The sequence below is a fragment of the Marinobacter adhaerens HP15 genome, from assembly GCF_000166295.1.
In the GTDB taxonomy this organism is placed as follows: Bacteria; Pseudomonadota; Gammaproteobacteria; order Pseudomonadales; family Oleiphilaceae; genus Marinobacter; species Marinobacter adhaerens.
In genome coordinates this window covers 607,982-624,091 of the sequence record NC_017506.1, presented here as the reverse complement: position 1 = coordinate 624,091, position 16,110 = coordinate 607,982, and the positions used below count along the sequence as shown (strand labels likewise).

Here is a 16,110-nt window from a genome sequence, read left to right as displayed (position 1 = left end):
CACCCTGTTGGACGGGCGTTTGCCGGTATGGCCGCCCGAAATGTCATATTCAGACGCGATTGTAGCACTAAAAGTTCCCGTCAGGGCATGCTCCATAGAGCCCCTGGCGGCGAATTTCTGTCCAGACCGAGTCAGGCACCAGATAGCGTGGCGAACGGCCGTCACCGATACGCTCCCGAATACCGGTCGCGGAAACATCCAGCAAGGGTGGATCCAGCTCGAGAACGCAGCCGCAGGGGCTGTCATGCAGGGCCTCCGGGCTTTCCACACCACGCTCTGCCAGTAATCGGGCCGGTTCGGAGGATGGGTCCAATGCCGGGCCCGGCCGACGGACCACAACCACATGCGCCAGACCCGGAATCTGCTGCCATTCCCGCCAGCGATCGAAGCCAGCAAATGCGTCCGTGCCAACCACCATCACCAGGGGTTCATCCGGGCCAAGCTCGGCCCGGAGTTGGCGAAGGGTATCGGCGGTGTAGGACGCTCCTTCCCGTGAGAGCTCACGGTCGTCAATCCGCAACTGGGGCTCACCGGCCACTGCCAGCCTCAACAACTCCAGGCGCTGACTGGAAGACGCCCCGGTTTGCCCCCGGTGAGGCGGAATATGACAGGGCACCAGGCTGACGTAATCCACGCCAAGACGATCGCTGATTTCCAGTGCAAGCCTGAGATGGCCATGATGCACCGGATCGAAGGTCCCTCCATAAATGACATGCATGGGCATCAGGTCCGGATGTGCCCGTCACCGAAGACCACGTATTTCTGGGATGTGAGGCCTTCCAGCCCCACCGGTCCCCGGGCGTGGATCTTGTCAGTGGAGATGCCGATTTCGGCCCCCAGACCATACTCGAACCCATCGGCGAAGCGCGTGGAGGCATTGACCATCACCGAACTGGAATCCACCTCCGTGATGAAGCGCCGTGCCCGCGTGTAGTTCTCGGTAATGATGCTGTCGGTATGCTGGGAGCTGTAGCGGTTGATATGGGCAATGGCGCCTTCCAGGCCGTCAACCACACGCACTGCCAGGACCGGAGCCAGATATTCGGCTTCCCAGTCTGCCTCGGTAGCTTCTACCACGCCTTCGACGATGGCCCGTGTTCGCTCGCAGCCCCGCAATTCCACGCCTTTTTCAACAAAAGCCTGGGCCAGCAGAGGCAGGATATCCTCGGCGATTTCTGCATCCACCAACAGGGTTTCCATGGTGTTGCAGGTTCCGTACCGGTGGGTTTTGGCGTTGATCGCCACCTTCAGCGCCTTTTCCGGATCGGCATGGCTATCGATGTAGACATGGCAGACGCCATCAAGGTGTTTGATGACAGGCACCCGGGCATCGCGGCTGATGCGCTCGATCAGCCCCTTGCCGCCCCTGGGCACAATCACATCAACGTAGTCCGGCATGGTGATCAACTCTCCGACCGCAGCGCGGTCCGTTGTCTTGATCACCTGCACCGCATTCTCGGGCAGTCCCGCTTTGGCGAGCCCCGCGGAAAGACAGCGGGCAATGGCCTGGTTGGAATGAATGGACTCTGAGCCGCCCCGGAGAATGGTCGCATTGCCCGACTTGAGGCACAGACTCGCAGCCTCGACCGTCACGTTGGGACGGGACTCGTAAATAATACCGATGACGCCTAACGGAACACGCATCTTGCCCACCTGGATACCGGAGGGCCGGTAGTTCATGTCGGTGATGGCACCGATCGGGTCTGGCAGGGAGGCCACCTGGCGCAGGCCCTCAATCATGGTATCGATTCGCTGGGGTGTCAGCTCCAGCCGGTCAAGCATCGCCGCATCCAGGCCATTTTCCCGGCCCATCTGCAGATCCTTGCCATTGGCGAGGGCCAGTTCTTCCCGGGCTGCATCCAGGGCCTCGGCCGTCGCCAGGAGCGCCTGATTACGCACGGCGGTGGTCGAACGAGCCACTCCGGTTGCCGCTGCACGGGCCTGCTGCCCAACCTCAGCCATGTACGCTGCAATATCCATTCAAATACCTTTCTGTTTTCAAGCGGAATCGGGAATCAGGGCCTAACTTTACCTTTCCCGTTTCAAGTACGCATCCCAAACAGATATTATACCGCTGCGATATGCCATACTCGGACCTATAAAGGTTCCCCGGGGACGGTTTTTCAAGGGAGTTCGGGAAAAGGAAGGACACCATGGCCCAGATGGCCGAAAAATTCCTGTTGAGCAAGTTGTCGCGAGCGGGCTTCGTGGCCCTGATCGCCATTGCGACCCTTTGCGCCGTGCTGGGCGAACCCATGGTTGCCGCAGCCGCGGCTGCCGCGGCAGGTATTGTCATTGCCGGAAAGACGTTCCACCCCAACCGGGTCCACCAGCCCTGGCCGAGAATCCAGCAGGCTTTCTTTGTCGTGCTTCTGCTGATACTGCTGGCCAGTTTCTGGACTGGCCCATGGATCCTGAGTCACTGGCTTTACGCGCTGCCTCTGGTTGCTTTCGCCCTGGTTCCGCCAGCGGCCGCAGCCGTGGTAACACTGATCATCGCTGTATTGGCAATGATCGCGACACAATGGGCGGTAGGCCTTGCCGACCGCCACCAGATGATCAGCGCCTTTCTTCTTACCCTGCTGCTTTCGGCGTTGCTGGTCTTCCTGCGGGACTACAAGACCCGTCAACTTGCGCCATTGCGCCGTACCGACGAACTGACCCAGGCGGCCAGCCGGGAATACCTGTCTGCCGACCTGCACAAGGAAATCCAGCGCAGTGAGCGGGAGGGCACCGATATGTCGATTATCATGATCGGGCTGGACACCCATTTGAGCGATGACGAACCGGATGAGGACATCCGCTCGATTCTTCCCCGCATTGGTCGCTACCTGCATTCCCAGATCCGTGATTTCGACACCTACTACCGGGTCGCGGACCTGCAGTTTCTGGTGATCCTGCCGGGCATTTCCACCAGCGACGCGATCGCCCGCGCCGAGACGATCCGCAAGGGCCTGGCAACGCTTCTGGAATCCCACGGCATGAACCTGACCGTCAGCACCGGGATCGCCGGCCTGAATATCGGTGACGATGCCAACAGTCTGCAGCAGAGTGCCGCGAATGCCCTGCGCCGGGCCCAGCAGCAGGGAGGCAACCGAAGCCAGGCCTACAGTTCATGGTCGCAGCCGGCACAACCAAGCCAGCCTCGGGCAGAGGGGCCAGTGGCATGACAGAGACCCGACTGAGAACCTGGACCCATGCCTTTGGCTACGGCATCGCCTGCCTGTTCATTTTCACCCTGGCGATGCAGAACCTCCGCTATGGTTTCTACGAACTCTTTTACCTGGCCTCAGGGATGGCGGTTCTGACCCTCGCGGGTGCCGTTTACACCATCATTTGCCGCCGGCACCAGCTGTCGGCCCCCGGGCACCTGGTCATCCTCTCCGGCCTGAACAGTGGCATGCTGGCAGCGCTGCTGACCATGGACGCCCCGGGCATCAGCCACTGGGCCATGCCCCTGCTGGTGCTGAACCTGCTTATCCTGCCCCTGCGTCAGGGCGTCGGGCTATCGCTTCTGCTGCTGGTACCCATGTCGATCATCCTGTTCCTCGAAAAGGCACCGGCTGACGCCATTGCCATCACGGGGGGCCTGTTCATCCTTCTGGCGGTTGCAGCACTGTACATCTGGCACTATGACCACATGGCCCAGTCGGCAGAGGACCTCGCCATTACCGATCCGGTGACTGGCGCCCATAATGCCCGCTTTCTGGATGAAACCCTTCAGAAAGAGATCAGCCGTGCCATCGCCACGGGGCATTGCCTGTCCGTCATCGACCTGAGCATTGATTACGCCGACGAAGTGGCCGACCTTCACGGCAGGGACCAGGTTCAGGGCCTGTTCAGGGATATGACCGAGCACCTCTTCGGCGTGATTCGGGCCGGCGATACCCTGTACACACTGAAAGACTCGGAGTTTTTCCTGATCCTGCCGTTTACCCCGGAAGAAGGCGTGCGAGTGATTGCCGAGCGGATTCGCCGCACCATTGCCGAACACCACTGGCCGGTGGTTGGCAAAGCCACAGTAAGCCTCGGCTGCACCACCCGCGGCAGTGGCGACACCCGTACCGACACACTCAGGGACCGGGCCCACCAGGCCATGGAAGAAGCTCGCAGACGCGGTACGGATTCGGTCTGGTTCAGCCCGGGAGAAACCATCGAAACATGAGCAGTGCCTGGCTGAACGATCTGTCGGCATGGCTCAGCCTGCATCCCGGCTGGCTGGCAACAGCCCTGTTTTCGACTGCCTTCATCGAATCACTCGCTATAGCCGGCATTATTGTCCCGGGTGTCGCCATCCTGTTTGCCGTCGCCGTATTGGCGGGGGAGACCGGTATGCCGCTTGCGGAAGCACTGCTTTGGGCGGGCCTTGGGGCCATCGCCGGCGACACGGCAAGTTTTGGCCTGGGGCGACTGCTGCAGGGGCGCCTGACAACCGCCTGGCCACTGAGCCGTTATCCAAAAATCATCGGTACCGGGGAGCGCTTCTTCAAGCGTCACGGCGGCAAGAGTGTGATCATCGGCCGCTTCGTCGGCCCGGTCAGACCGATCATCCCGCTCGTGGCCGGGGCCCTGATGATGTCCTGGCGACGCTTTCTGGCTTTCAACATCGGCTCCGCAGTTGCCTGGGCGCCAGTCTACATCTTCCCGGGGTTCCTGGTGGGCAGTGCCCTGGCCAGTGATATCAGGCCTCCGGCGCATTTTTACGCGGTCATCGGCATCAGCCTCGCGGCCCTGACGGTGGTCTATTTCGTGCTGTTGAGGTTTCAGCTGGGGCTCGGGGAGGACAGCCGTTTCTACCGCTGGCTGAAGCAGTGGATGGCGCAATACGAGGCTACGAACCGTTTCTGGCGCTTGTACACGAATCAACGACCGGCCCGGGAGGGCGAATTCCCGCTGGCCTCATTCATGCTGGCGCTGGGTGCCTCCGCACTACTTCTGATCTGGGGGCAGTTGGCTACCGCCACCAGCCTCCTGGATGGATTCGATCAGGCCACCCTTCTCTGGTTTGAGCAACTCCGGCAACCTCTGCTGGACGGTCCCTTCATTGCCATTACCCTGCTGGGTGACGCGCCGGTGTTAATGACCGCCGGTGTGCTCGCCTGCGCGGCACTGCTATTCCGGGGCTATTACGCCGCGGCCATCCATGTTCTGGCGGCTATCGCAGTGACGGTGGTTCTGGTCTGGGGCCTGAAGGCGATGCTGGGCGTGCCCCGGCCGGATGAAGTCATGGGCCCGCCGAATTCCGGCGCTTTTCCCAGTGGCCACACGGCGGGCATCACCCTGCTAGTGACGCTGCTGGCAAGTTTCGTCGCCGGCGAAAGCAGGCATCGGAGACGTTGGCAATACTACGTGCTGCTCTCGCTGCCACTGGTGCCCGTGGCTTTGAGCCGGCTCTACCTTGGGGTGCACTGGTTCACCGATGTGATTGGAGGACTACTGCTTGCCCTGGCCGTTACCGGTGCGGTGCGGGCCAGTTACAGCCGCTATGACAAGGTTCCGTTGGCGCCGGATATCACCATCGTTGGTGCAGCGGTGGTGTGGTTAATCCTTACGGGAGCCTACATCCTGCTGTCCTGGGATCAGGCGGTTCTGAACTTCAGGCCGGTTGCTGGAACCTAGCCTTCTTCCAGCGCTTCCAGGAGCCCCTGAAGCCGGGTGAGCCGCTCCAGAGGGTCCTGCAATTCCACCAGCTTCTGTTTCTCCTGCTTGTCCAATGGCAGAAGTTCGGTGAGCCGCCAGCCAACATCCCGGGCATCACCATAGTCAATGTCCATGTTCAGGTCCCGGATGACCGGATGACGAAACAACGCCTTCAGAACCGAGGGCAACTCGCTGAAACGCTCCGGCACCTCACTCTCTGCCTCTTCAATCAGGCACTCGACGTCCCCCACATTCAGGCCGTCTTCCTGCTGCCAGCTGCGGACCACGGAGACCTTGGATTCGCCTTCAACGGTAATCCCCAGAAGGCCGTTTTCCAGCTGCTGGAAATCAATAATACGTACATAGGTGCCGATATCGTAGAAGGCGGCGGTGCGCCCGGCCTCTCCGCCTTCCTGCAACAGCACCACAACGAACCCACGATCCTCCTTGAGACAACGGGTCAGCATGTCGATGTAGCGCGGCTCAAACAGCTGCAAGGGAATCCTCCCCCTGGGCAGGACGATGGAATTCAGGGGGAATAAAGGTACATTCATAAGTGCAACAGTCACCGGAAAGCAGACTCCACAGTTTACACAGCCCGGACAATCACCGGATGGACAGCAATTGCTGAACTTCGTCGACCCGGGCCCTGGCCTCCGTCAGAAGCTGCAAACTGCGAGAAGCATTGAGTTCAAGCTCGCCCAGACGCCGATACGCCGGCACCTGGTCGAACGGGGGAAGCTCGGCATTCTGGCTGGAACCGATCATCGAATGCAATTGCGCCACGATAACCACATCCACCAATTGGGGTGATGTCTCTCGGCATTCATAGCCCCAGTCCTCGGCATGACGGACCGCCTCAACGAACGCCGGCGGGAACGACCAGTTCTCCAGAACCGCCGTACCCACATCCGCCCTGAGTTCGCGGATTGCATGGCTGAGGTTGGCCTCATCGGCAAAGAGATTCACATGATGTTCCGCCTGGACCAGGATCGGTACCACGCCGATATCATGGAGCAGCCCCGCCAGCAACGCCTCCTCCGGATTCAGTTTGGTGGCGTGATCCGCCAGCACCCAGCAAAGCGCAGCCACTTCACGAGAGTGACGCCAAAGCTTTTCCATCTCTTTCTGAAGCGACGCCTGACGAGTCTTGAACACCTCACGCATGGAAAACACCGTCACCAGCTGGCGGGTAGTGCGCATGCCCAAACGGACCACTGCTTCCCGGACATTCCGGACATCACTGAATCCGCGATATAGCGGGCTGTTACAGGCGCGAACGAGCTTGGCCGCCATCGCCGGGTCGGCCGATACGGCAAGAGCCACCTGATCCGCCGTCGACTCCTCGCGATCTACCGCCCGCCGGACCTTCCAGGCCACATCCGGCACACTGGGAAGCTTCACCTGGTTCGATCTCAGCTCCGACAGGAATTCCATCAGCAGGTGATGTTCCTCGCTCTCGAGCCCTCCATTGCCTTCACCTGAATCCATCTCAACCTGTTCGACAGGCGCCGATCGCAGCAACTGGTTAAGGATGTCCTGCTCAACGACCAGGAATTCCGAGGGTTTGACGGCTGTAACGTCGTACATCCGTGGCTGGAGTCTGGCAATCGGGTTTTGAGCTTTCTCTGTTTCGGCTTCGATGATCGTTTTTCGGCCATCCACGGACTCAAGCTCAATCTTTCCTGCCACCAGGAAAAAATCGAGACCGTCACGGACACCGCGTTCCAGAACCCTCTGCCCGGGCCCATGGGTACGACGCTCGGCCCGGCTGGCAAGCAAAACCAACTGGTCATCGGTCAGCCGGTTCAAAGGCTGGAACTCTTTAAGGCGACGAAGCGGCAGGCTTTCCTGGCCGGCCATAGGCATACTCCTTGTCGGATCAAACCGGAAAATAAGTTGGCAACTGTGTTAACTATTGTAAACAGAGGCTCTGAAAACAACCATGCGCCTGGAGTCTAATCTGGTATCCTCTGTTTTTTTTGATCAACGTCATCAGGTAACAACAGAGAGAAAAGAACCCCATGCCTCAGTATCGTTCGCGGACCTCCACCGCAGGCCGCAACATGGCCGGCGCCCGTGCCCTCTGGCGCGCCACCGGCATGAAAGACGGCGACTTCGGCAAACCGATCATCGCGGTTGCCAACTCTTTCACCCAGTTCGTGCCCGGCCACGTGCACCTTAAGGACCTCGGGCAACTGGTGTGCCGCGAAATCGAGTCCGCCGGGGGTGTTGCCAAGGAATTCAACACCATCGCGGTCGACGACGGCATCGCCATGGGCCATGACGGCATGCTGTACTCCCTGCCATCCCGGGAAATCATCGCCGACTCCGTAGAGTACATGGTCAATGCCCACTGTGCCGATGCGCTTGTGTGTATTTCCAACTGCGACAAGATCACCCCGGGCATGCTGATGGCTGCCATGCGCCTCAACATCCCCACGATTTTCGTCTCCGGCGGCCCCATGGAAGCAGGCAAGACCAAACTGTCGGAGCACAAGCTCGACCTGGTGGACGCTATGGTCATTGCTGCAGATCCCAATGCCTCCGACGAACAGGTGGAAGAGTATGAGCGCAACGCCTGTCCGACCTGTGGCTCCTGTTCCGGCATGTTCACCGCCAACTCCATGAACTGCCTCACCGAAGCCATCGGTCTGGCGCTGCCGGGCAACGGTTCACTCCTGGCAACGCACGCCGATCGGGAGCAGCTGTTCCTCAAAGCCGGTCGACAGATTGTGGAGAATGCGCGGCGCTATTACGAGGAGGATGACGCCAGCGTACTGCCGTTGAGCATTGCTTCAATGGCGGCTTTTGAAAACGCCATGGTCATGGACATCGCCATGGGCGGCTCAACGAACACCATCCTTCACTTGCTGGCGGCTGCCCAGGAAGGCGGTGTTCCGTTCACCCTGAACGAGATCGACCAGCTGTCACGTCGTGTTCCGCAACTCTGCAAGGTGGCTCCGAACTCACCCAAATATCACATGGAAGATGTGCACCGGGCCGGCGGTATCATGGGCATTCTCGGCGAGCTGGAACGGGGCGGCCTGATCAATACCGACCTTCCCACCGTGCACAGCAAGACCATGCGAGAAGCGCTCGAGACCTGGGACATCATGAGGTCGCCGCCCACCGAAGTGGTCGAGTTCTACAAGGCCGGTCCCGCCGGCATTCCCACGCAGACCGCCTTCTCCCAGAGCACCCGCTGGCCAACCCTGGACGGTGACCGGGAAACCGGCTGCATCCGTTCGGTTGAGAATGCCTATAGCTCCGAAGGCGGCCTGGCCGTACTCTATGGCAATATTGCCCTGGACGGCTGCGTGGTCAAGACTGCGGGCGTAGACGAGAGCATCTTCGTGTTCGAAGGCAAGGCAAGAGTATTCGAGAGCCAGGATTCCGCCGTTGCCGGAATTCTCTCTGACGAGGTCAAGCCTGGCGAAGTTGTCATCATCCGTTACGAAGGGCCCCGTGGCGGACCGGGCATGCAGGAAATGCTGTATCCGACCAGCTACCTGAAATCCAAGGGACTCGGCAAAGACTGCGCGCTACTGACGGACGGACGTTTCTCTGGCGGCACGTCGGGCCTGTCCATCGGCCACGCGTCGCCGGAAGCGGCCGCCGGCGGAGCCATTGGCCTGATCGAAAATGGCGACACAATCCGCATCGACATTCCGAACCGGAGCATCAACGTGGAGCTGGATCAGCACGAACTGGATCGTCGCCGGGAAGCCAGGGACGCCAAGGGCTGGAAACCGGAACTGCCACGGGACCGCAAGGTGTCTGCAGCCCTGAAAGCCTATGCGCTACTGGCCACGAGCGCCGATAAGGGCGCCGTTCGGGATCTCGAAAAACTCGACTGAGCACTGAGATCCTGAACCAACAAAAAAGCCCGGCGGGACATCTCGCCGGGCTTTTTTGTTCAGGAAACTCCGATTACCAGAGCGACCAGCCGCCATCTTCCTCTTCTTCAATGGCGTCATCCTGCTCAGGCTCCGGGGCCGAGGTTTCTGCCGCGGAAGAAGCCGACTCCTGAGCCGGCGCGCTGCTGGCTGCGGCGGACTGTGACGGTGCCGAAGCGGCAACCTGAACCGATATCATACCCAAGGCTTCCTTGGTCGGATCGTCCAGATTTCCCGTGGCCTGAAGACCATTATCCTGCTGGAACCGGGTTAGCGCGGACCGGGTTGAGTCATCCATCTGCGGGCTGACATTGGTAATGTCGTATCCTGCTCCGTAGAGCGCGTTCTTGAGTGCAACGATCTCATCCGCGAAGGCTGCAGGGGCAAAGCCCAGTGTGACCGCCAATCCGGCCGCTGCGGCCAGGCGTCCCAATCGGGTTGTTGCGTTTCTCATGGTACTCACCTGCTAACTCCTGATATCTCATCGATATCCGTTTCTTTCTTGTTGTGTGGTGCCTATCTCCACAGGCTGGGGCAAACGGTTAAAAGACTACCATACTTTTGTCGCATGTCGCCTTACGGGACATCATGTCCCGTTTTCTTGCTTTGCGCATGGGTCTCTTCGTCCGCAGAAGCGGCTGGGCGGTGGGCTTCTTCGCTGAATTCGCGGATGAAAATGCCCCAGAACGCCATAAACAGTGCAGCTACCAGCGGTCCCATTACGAATCCGTTGATACCGAACATGACAATGCCCCCAAGGGTCGACAACAGAACAATGTAGTCCGGCAGCTTGGTATCACGACCAACCAGTACCGGTCGCAGCAGGTTGTCCGCCAGCCCGATAACCACCACACCAAAGGCTGTCAGCACCACCGCTTCGACAACATCGCCCACGGCCGCCAGGTAGATGGCTGCCGGCACCCAGACCAACGCCGCACCCACAGCCGGCAACAGCGATACGATCGCCATAACCACACCCCAGAGCAACGCACCGCTGATGCCCAGGATCCAGAAAATCAGCCCGCCCAGAGCCCCCTGGATGATGGCAATCAGCAGGTTGCCCTTGACGGTCGCGCGGGTCACCTCCGCAAACTTGGCAAACAGCAACCGCTCCCGCTCATCGCCCAGCGGCAGAGCCCGAATCATCAGCTCGACCAGCGCACGGCCATCCCGAAGCAGAAAGAACGCCAGATACACCATCAAGGCCAGGCCCAGGAAAAACTGGAAGGTATTCTGGCCCACGCCCAGCGCCTGCCTGCCCAGGAACTGGCTTCCTCCGACAAAGATACTCACGGCTCGGTCCCTCAGCTCGGCAAAGCTGATATCAAACTGTGCCAGGAAGGCCTGGATGGCGGGGAACGACTGGTTGACCCGATCTATGTATTCCCCGGGGCGTATTTCACCACTCTGGATCTGCTGATAAAGGGCGACGCCCTCGGCAACCAATGAGGTCACCAGTACCAGAACCGGGATAACCACGATGAACATGCAGATACACAGGGTAATAAGTGCATTTACATTGGGCCTGTCCCCGAGTTTCCGCTCCAGCAGTTGCTGCACCGGGTGGAAAATCAGGGCGATGGCGACCGCCCAGAATATGGGCCCGAAAAAGGGCTTCATAAGAAAAACAAAGGCAAGGGAAACGCCGACCAGCAACGCCAGAAAAGTCCGTGTTTCAAGTTTTGCGTACATAGATTATGCGGTTCCCTGATGTTGGTTCTGCGATATAACGAGTCATTCTACCCTACCACGCTGGCGTGGCCACTGTAGCTGTCTTCGGGTTATAGTGGACGGTTGTTGATCAACTAATAGACAGGTCATGTTGTTGGAACTGGAAACCTTCACCATCGAAACAGCCCTGGATGCGGCCACCGAGTTGCGCAAGGTTCTGGCCGCCCGAACGCACCGGCGCAAAGTGATGGGTCAGGAAGTCATGGTGCCGGGTCAGCTAGGCGAGGCCCTGCAGCTACCACGCATTATCAACCGGCTCCAGAGCAAGCAGATGAAGCAGAGGGAGCTCGGCCTCGAGGACTTCCAGGAGCTGTGGCCTACCCTGTCGCCACAGACTCGGGAGAGAGTGCTGGGGGCAATCGGCTGGTATGACCCCAAGGAGCTTGACTGGGATGACAAGCGCTCCAACCGTCGGCCACTGGTCGATCCTGACAGTTAAGCCGTATAACACCGGCATCCCGACTTTGAAATGTCATACTTGGCCCATATGTTGGGCAGTATCAGGAGGATATTTATGACTGAACAACATCAATACACAGCACTTCTTGCTGAAGGCAGCGCGGTTCCCACACTCCTTTGTGGCCACTGCCACTCGATTCTCTCCAGGGCCCGGATTTTCCGGAATGAGGGCGACCAGCACCAGAACATGGAGTGCCAGACCATTGGCCTTTGCTCAGCCGACGATTGCGGCGCCGTCAATTGTTGCGATGACGCTCTGGCCCGCGTTGACAACCCCGAACGCCTGTTTGGCATTGCGTCCTGATTCAAAGCCACAACGCTCTGTTACGCAACTCAAACACACAAAATTTCCATCTGCTTTATCCTGATCTTCGACGATTGTAGTAGGGCACTATGAGCACCGGATGCCGCCCGGCAATCACGCAACCAATCAGTCAGGACAGTCGATGGCATGCGTATTCTGAGAACCGATGAAGCCCGCTTCGCAGGTCTTCCGGATTACCCCTTTGCTCCAAACCATCTTGACGTAGAACCGGGTCTCCGGATGCACTACGTTGACGAAGGCCCTAGAAACGCCTCGCCGGTTCTCATGCTCCACGGCGAACCATCCTGGTCCTACCTGTACCGGCACATGATCCCTCTGGTGGCCGAGGCCGGTCACCGGGTGTTGGCCCCGGATCTGATCGGCTTCGGCAAATCCGACAAGCCGGCGTCGGTTACAGACTACAGTTACGGCCGCCATCTCACGTGGCTGGCCAGTTGGCTTGAACAGCTCAACCTGACCAATATCACCCTTGTGTGCCAGAACTGGGGATCGTTGCTGGGCCTGCGACTGGCCGCGGAACACCGTCAGCGATTCAGCCGAATCATCGTCGGAAACGGCATGCTGCCGACCGGCGAAACGCCTGTTCCAGCGGTATTTTCCATGTGGAAGGCATTTGCCACCCACAGCCCCTGGTTCCCGGTCGGTCGTATCGTGCAACTGGGCACCGATCGCACCCTGAGCAAAGCTGAAATTGCCGCTTACGAAGCCCCATTCCCGTCAGCAGAGTTCAAGGCCGGAGCCAGGGCGTTTCCAAAACTGGTTCCGACGGAACCGGATACACCGGACAGCGACGCCAACAAGGCGGCCTGGCAGGTCCTGGAGAAGTGGAAGAAGCCCTTCATCACCTGCTTCAGCAGTGGCGACCCGATTACCCGGGGCGGCGACAGGCACATGCAGCGCCGGATTCCCGGTGCCCACGGACAACCTCATATCACACTCAGAGGCGGGCACTTTCTCCAGGAAGATTCACCGGAAGATTTCGCCCGTATCATCATCGATGCTCTGAAATCGGAAATGGCGGCCTGAGCCGCCATTTCCGTCAACCGAAGACCGTTACCGTCTGGCGACTCAGCGCCACGAGCTCGCCTCTGGCGGTCCAGATTCCGGCCTGGGTGTGACCATAACCGGCACCCGCCTGATCAATGGAAACCTTGTACAGGAGCCAGTCACCCGGCTCCATAACCGGCCTCGGATGTACAATATCCAGCGCCCAGCTCAGGGAACTGGTCCGCACCCGCTGTTTTACATAGGGCAGAACCGCCGGTGGCCAGGCGTCCACCAGAGCAATAATGTGGGCATCAGAGAACGTTTCCGGCGGTGTCCGGAACTGCATCCAGCCGCCGAGCTCCCGGCCCCCCTTGCCGCTGAACGGCAGGTTACCGAAGGCCCAGCGCATCTCAATCTGCCGAATGAATTCCGGGGTAACACCCTCGATGTAGTCCAGCCCCGGGCACTGGCTGACCGGGTTTGCCTCGGGCGCTGGCAGGGCATCCACCTGCACCTGCGAGTCCCGGTCTCCGCCAAAGCTGGCCAGGCAGACCAGCCGGGTTTCACCCTTCTGGACAATGCGGCCCTGTACCTGACTGACCGCTTTTCCCTCACGCAGAATCTCGGCCTCGAAACTGGCGGGGACTTCCGGCTCCACCGGCCCCACGAATGATACTTGCAATGACCTCATCGCACGGCCCTCGGCGACAAGCTTTTCCATGCGCTCAAACATCAACGCTGCCGTGAGACCGCCAAAGGTGGCTCTGCCCTGGGACCAGCTCTCGGGCATGGTCAGCTCCTCACTGCCACGAGCCGCCCGCAATAATTCGTCAAAGGTCATTTCGAGTTCCTGTTAGCAACCTATCGGGATAGCTACGAAGAGTGCCCAAGATCGGATGGCAACGCAATGGCCTGTCCCCGGCAACTACCTATAGCCTCGCCGGGGTTTTGCGTATTAAAGCAGCAACAAAGCCGCTATAATGTCGACACAACATGCATTGCCCGGCAATGCTCTACCTCCCGAATTCCGAGTGAATCAATGTCTGAATTGTCCTTTGCCGAACTGGGGCTGGATCCAGCCGTACTTGAAGCTGTGTCCGCCGTTGGCTACGAAACCCCGTCACCCATCCAGGCCCAGGCGATCCCCGCGCTGCTGGCCGGTAACCATCTGCTGGGCGTTGCCCAGACCGGAACCGGTAAGACCGCGGCATTTGCATTGCCCCTGCTGAGCCGGATTGACGCCTCTGTTACCGATCCCCAGATTCTGGTTCTGGCCCCAACACGGGAACTTGCCATCCAGGTGGCGGAAGCGTTTACCACCTACGCCAGCAAGTTCCGGAATTTCCACGTTTTGCCCATTTACGGTGGCCAGGACTTTTATCCACAGATCAAGGGTCTGCGTCGCGGTGCCCAGGTGATCGTAGGCACGCCGGGCCGGATGCTCGACCACCTGCGCAAAGGCACCCTGAAACTGGACAGCCTGAAAGCGCTGGTTCTTGATGAAGCCGACGAAATGCTGCGTATGGGCTTTATCGACGACGTGGAAGCGATCCTGGCGAAGACGCCGGAGAACTGCCAACGGGCATTGTTCTCGGCCACCATGCCGCCGCAGATCAAGAAAGTGGCCCAGACCTACCTGCGCAACGCCACAGAAGTTCGCATTGAAAGCGAAACCCGCACGGTCGAGCGTATCTCCCAGTTCGTTCTGCCGGTCTATGCTGAGCGCAAGCTGGATGCCCTGACCCGCATTCTGGAAGTCGAGCCGATTGATGCCGCCATTATTTTCGTGCGCACCAAAGCGGAAACCACCATGCTGGCCGAAAAGCTTTCTGCACGGGGCCACGCGGTCGCGCCCCTGAGCGGTGACCTGAACCAACGCCAGCGTGAACAAACGGTTGAAGACCTGAAGCGCGGGAAGAAAGACATTATCATTGCCACCGACGTGGCAGCACGCGGTCTGGACGTGTCCCGTATCACACACGTCATCAACTACGACGTTCCCTACGACACTGAAGCGTACATCCATCGGGTTGGCCGCACTGGTCGTGCCGGTCGCGAAGGGAAGGCGATCCTGCTGGTAACACCGCGCGAGCGCAGTTGGCTGCGAACGCTTGAACGCGCAACAAACTCGCCGATGGAAGCTTACGAGTTGCCGTCTCCCGTTGAGCTCAAGAAAATGAGGGAACAGCAGTTCGAGTCCCAACTGCTGGGCTTTGCGGAAGACAAGAAGTTGGCAAAGGCGATGTCGCTGCTGGACGAAATCGCCGAGCGCAATGACATGGACATGGCCATGGTAGCCGGCGCCCTCGCATGCTGGATGGAAGCAGCTCAGCCAGGCTCCCTGCCCCTCGAGCAACCAGAGGCCTTGCCAACCGTGTCGGCAACACCTCCCCGCCGTGATCGTAAAGGTGGCGGCGGTCGTCCGGGCGAGAATCGCAAGGGCCCGAAAGGCGGTTTCAAGAAAGGTGGCCCGAAGGGTCGTGGCGGCCCCGGTGGTCGAGGCAAACCGCCCGGCAAGGGCGGCAGCAAGCCCGCAGGCAAGCGCCCGCCTCGTCAGGCTTAAGCCTGACGCTGATAGACCACGAAACTGTAGTCGTAAGGGTTGTTATCGGACGCGGAGAAATCCTCCCGTCCGATTTCTTCCCACTCATCCCAGTTTACTTCCGGAAAAAACGCATCGCCGTCCACCTCAGCGTGCACCTGGGTGATGTACATCCGATCAACCATCGGCAATGCCTCGGCGTAGATCTGCCCGCCACCGATAATCATCACTTCGTCACCACCTTCCAGCTCCGCCTGCGCCTCGGCCTTCACCAGCGCTTCGGGCAAAGACTTCGCAGCCACTGTTCCGGTTGGCGCTTCCCAGGCTTCATTGCGCGAGATCACCACGTTCATCCGCCCCGGCAGCGGCCGACCGATGGAATCCCAGGTCTTCCGACCCATGATAATGGGCTTGCCCATGGTGGCCTGCTTGAAATAACGGAGGTCACCCGGCAGATACCAGGGCAGATTGTTATTGCGGCCGATGACCCGGTTACGGGACATGGCAACGATCAGGGCTTTTCTCAT

General features: G+C 59.7%; 16 protein-coding genes. 8 read left to right on the top strand and 8 right to left on the bottom strand.

The features are described from left to right. Positions 1-67: 67 nt before the first annotated feature. A complete protein-coding gene (nadD, locus tag HP15_RS03005; RefSeq protein WP_014576127.1) occupies positions 68-718 on the bottom strand; it encodes a nicotinate-nucleotide adenylyltransferase in 651 nt (216 codons plus the stop codon). 5 nt (positions 719-723) lie between these two features. Further along, positions 724-1,980, bottom strand: a complete 1,257-nt coding sequence (locus HP15_RS03000; protein WP_008176439.1) for a glutamate-5-semialdehyde dehydrogenase — start codon at positions 1,978-1,980, stop codon at positions 724-726. 173 nt (positions 1,981-2,153) lie between these two features. On the opposite strand from HP15_RS03000, the gene HP15_RS02995 reads away from it, so the two are divergent. Genes HP15_RS02995 through HP15_RS02985 form a run of 3 tightly spaced genes read left to right on the top strand, consistent with a single transcriptional unit; the run spans position 2,154 to position 5,619 of the window. Further along, positions 2,154-3,170, top strand: coding sequence for a GGDEF domain-containing protein (locus HP15_RS02995; protein WP_014576126.1), 1,017 nt, complete (start codon positions 2,154-2,156; stop codon positions 3,168-3,170). Beyond that, on the top strand, positions 3,167-4,165 hold the full coding sequence (locus tag HP15_RS02990; RefSeq protein ID WP_008176443.1) for a GGDEF domain-containing protein: 999 nt from the start codon (positions 3,167-3,169) through the stop codon (positions 4,163-4,165). The genes HP15_RS02995 and HP15_RS02990 overlap by 4 nt, the downstream gene beginning before the upstream one ends. Continuing rightward, the gene (locus HP15_RS02985) at positions 4,162-5,619 is read left to right on the top strand and encodes a bifunctional DedA family/phosphatase PAP2 family protein (RefSeq protein WP_014576125.1); all 1,458 of its coding nucleotides are present in this window, start codon (positions 4,162-4,164) and stop codon (positions 5,617-5,619) included. Before HP15_RS02990 ends, HP15_RS02985 begins: the two co-directional genes overlap by 4 nt. Here HP15_RS02985 and HP15_RS02980 read toward each other — a convergent pair. Together HP15_RS02980 and HP15_RS02975 are read right to left on the bottom strand one after the other, a co-directional pair. Further along, positions 5,616-6,194: an LON peptidase substrate-binding domain-containing protein gene (locus HP15_RS02980; protein ID WP_039882136.1), complete on the bottom strand. Its 579-nt coding sequence runs from the start codon at positions 6,192-6,194 to the stop codon at positions 5,616-5,618. The two genes, HP15_RS02985 and HP15_RS02980, sit on opposite strands and share 4 nt — an antisense overlap. A 52-nt stretch (positions 6,195-6,246) precedes the next feature. Further along, positions 6,247-7,503, bottom strand: a complete 1,257-nt coding sequence (locus HP15_RS02975; protein WP_008176449.1) for an HDOD domain-containing protein — start codon at positions 7,501-7,503, stop codon at positions 6,247-6,249. Positions 7,504-7,664: 161 nt separating this feature from the next. Here HP15_RS02975 and ilvD point away from each other — a divergent pair, with 161 nt between their 5' ends. After that, positions 7,665-9,500 (top strand): dihydroxy-acid dehydratase, encoded by a 1,836-nt coding sequence (gene ilvD, locus HP15_RS02970; protein ID WP_041644970.1) that lies wholly within the window; start codon positions 7,665-7,667, stop codon positions 9,498-9,500. A 73-nt stretch (positions 9,501-9,573) separates the two neighbouring features. Here ilvD and HP15_RS02965 read toward each other — a convergent pair whose 3' ends face one another. Then, positions 9,574-9,993: a peptidoglycan-binding domain-containing protein gene (locus HP15_RS02965; protein WP_008176454.1), complete on the bottom strand. Its 420-nt coding sequence runs from the start codon at positions 9,991-9,993 to the stop codon at positions 9,574-9,576. Between the two features lie 122 nt (positions 9,994-10,115). Then, positions 10,116-11,231, bottom strand: a complete 1,116-nt coding sequence (locus tag HP15_RS02960; protein ID WP_014576123.1) for an AI-2E family transporter — start codon at positions 11,229-11,231, stop codon at positions 10,116-10,118. 127 nt (positions 11,232-11,358) lie between these two features. On the opposite strand from HP15_RS02960, the gene HP15_RS02955 reads away from it, so the two are divergent. The 3 genes from HP15_RS02955 to HP15_RS02945 all read left to right on the top strand — a co-directional run bounded on the left by HP15_RS02955 (position 11,359) and on the right by HP15_RS02945 (position 13,080). Further along, positions 11,359-11,709: a hypothetical protein gene (locus tag HP15_RS02955; RefSeq protein WP_008176458.1), complete on the top strand. Its 351-nt coding sequence runs from the start codon at positions 11,359-11,361 to the stop codon at positions 11,707-11,709. Between the two features lie 75 nt (positions 11,710-11,784). Next, on the top strand, positions 11,785-12,033 hold the full coding sequence (locus HP15_RS02950) for a hypothetical protein (protein ID WP_008176460.1): 249 nt from the start codon (positions 11,785-11,787) through the stop codon (positions 12,031-12,033). Positions 12,034-12,180: 147 nt separating this feature from the next. Next, positions 12,181-13,080 (top strand): haloalkane dehalogenase, encoded by a 900-nt coding sequence (locus HP15_RS02945; protein WP_008176462.1) that lies wholly within the window; start codon positions 12,181-12,183, stop codon positions 13,078-13,080. A gap of 13 nt (positions 13,081-13,093) precedes the next feature. On the opposite strand, the gene HP15_RS02940 is transcribed toward HP15_RS02945, so the two are convergent. Beyond that, positions 13,094-13,882 (bottom strand): acyl-CoA thioesterase, encoded by a 789-nt coding sequence (locus HP15_RS02940; protein ID WP_014576122.1) that lies wholly within the window; start codon positions 13,880-13,882, stop codon positions 13,094-13,096. A gap of 198 nt (positions 13,883-14,080) precedes the next feature. On the opposite strand from HP15_RS02940, the gene HP15_RS02935 reads away from it, so the two are divergent. After that, entirely contained in the window at positions 14,081-15,604 is a 1,524-nt protein-coding gene (locus HP15_RS02935; protein ID WP_014576121.1) for a DEAD/DEAH box helicase, read from the top strand. Here the strand turns inward: HP15_RS02935 and HP15_RS02930 are convergent. Then, on the bottom strand, positions 15,601-16,110 hold the full coding sequence (locus HP15_RS02930; RefSeq protein WP_014576120.1) for a dihydrofolate reductase: 510 nt from the start codon (positions 16,108-16,110) through the stop codon (positions 15,601-15,603). The two genes, HP15_RS02935 and HP15_RS02930, sit on opposite strands and share 4 nt — an antisense overlap.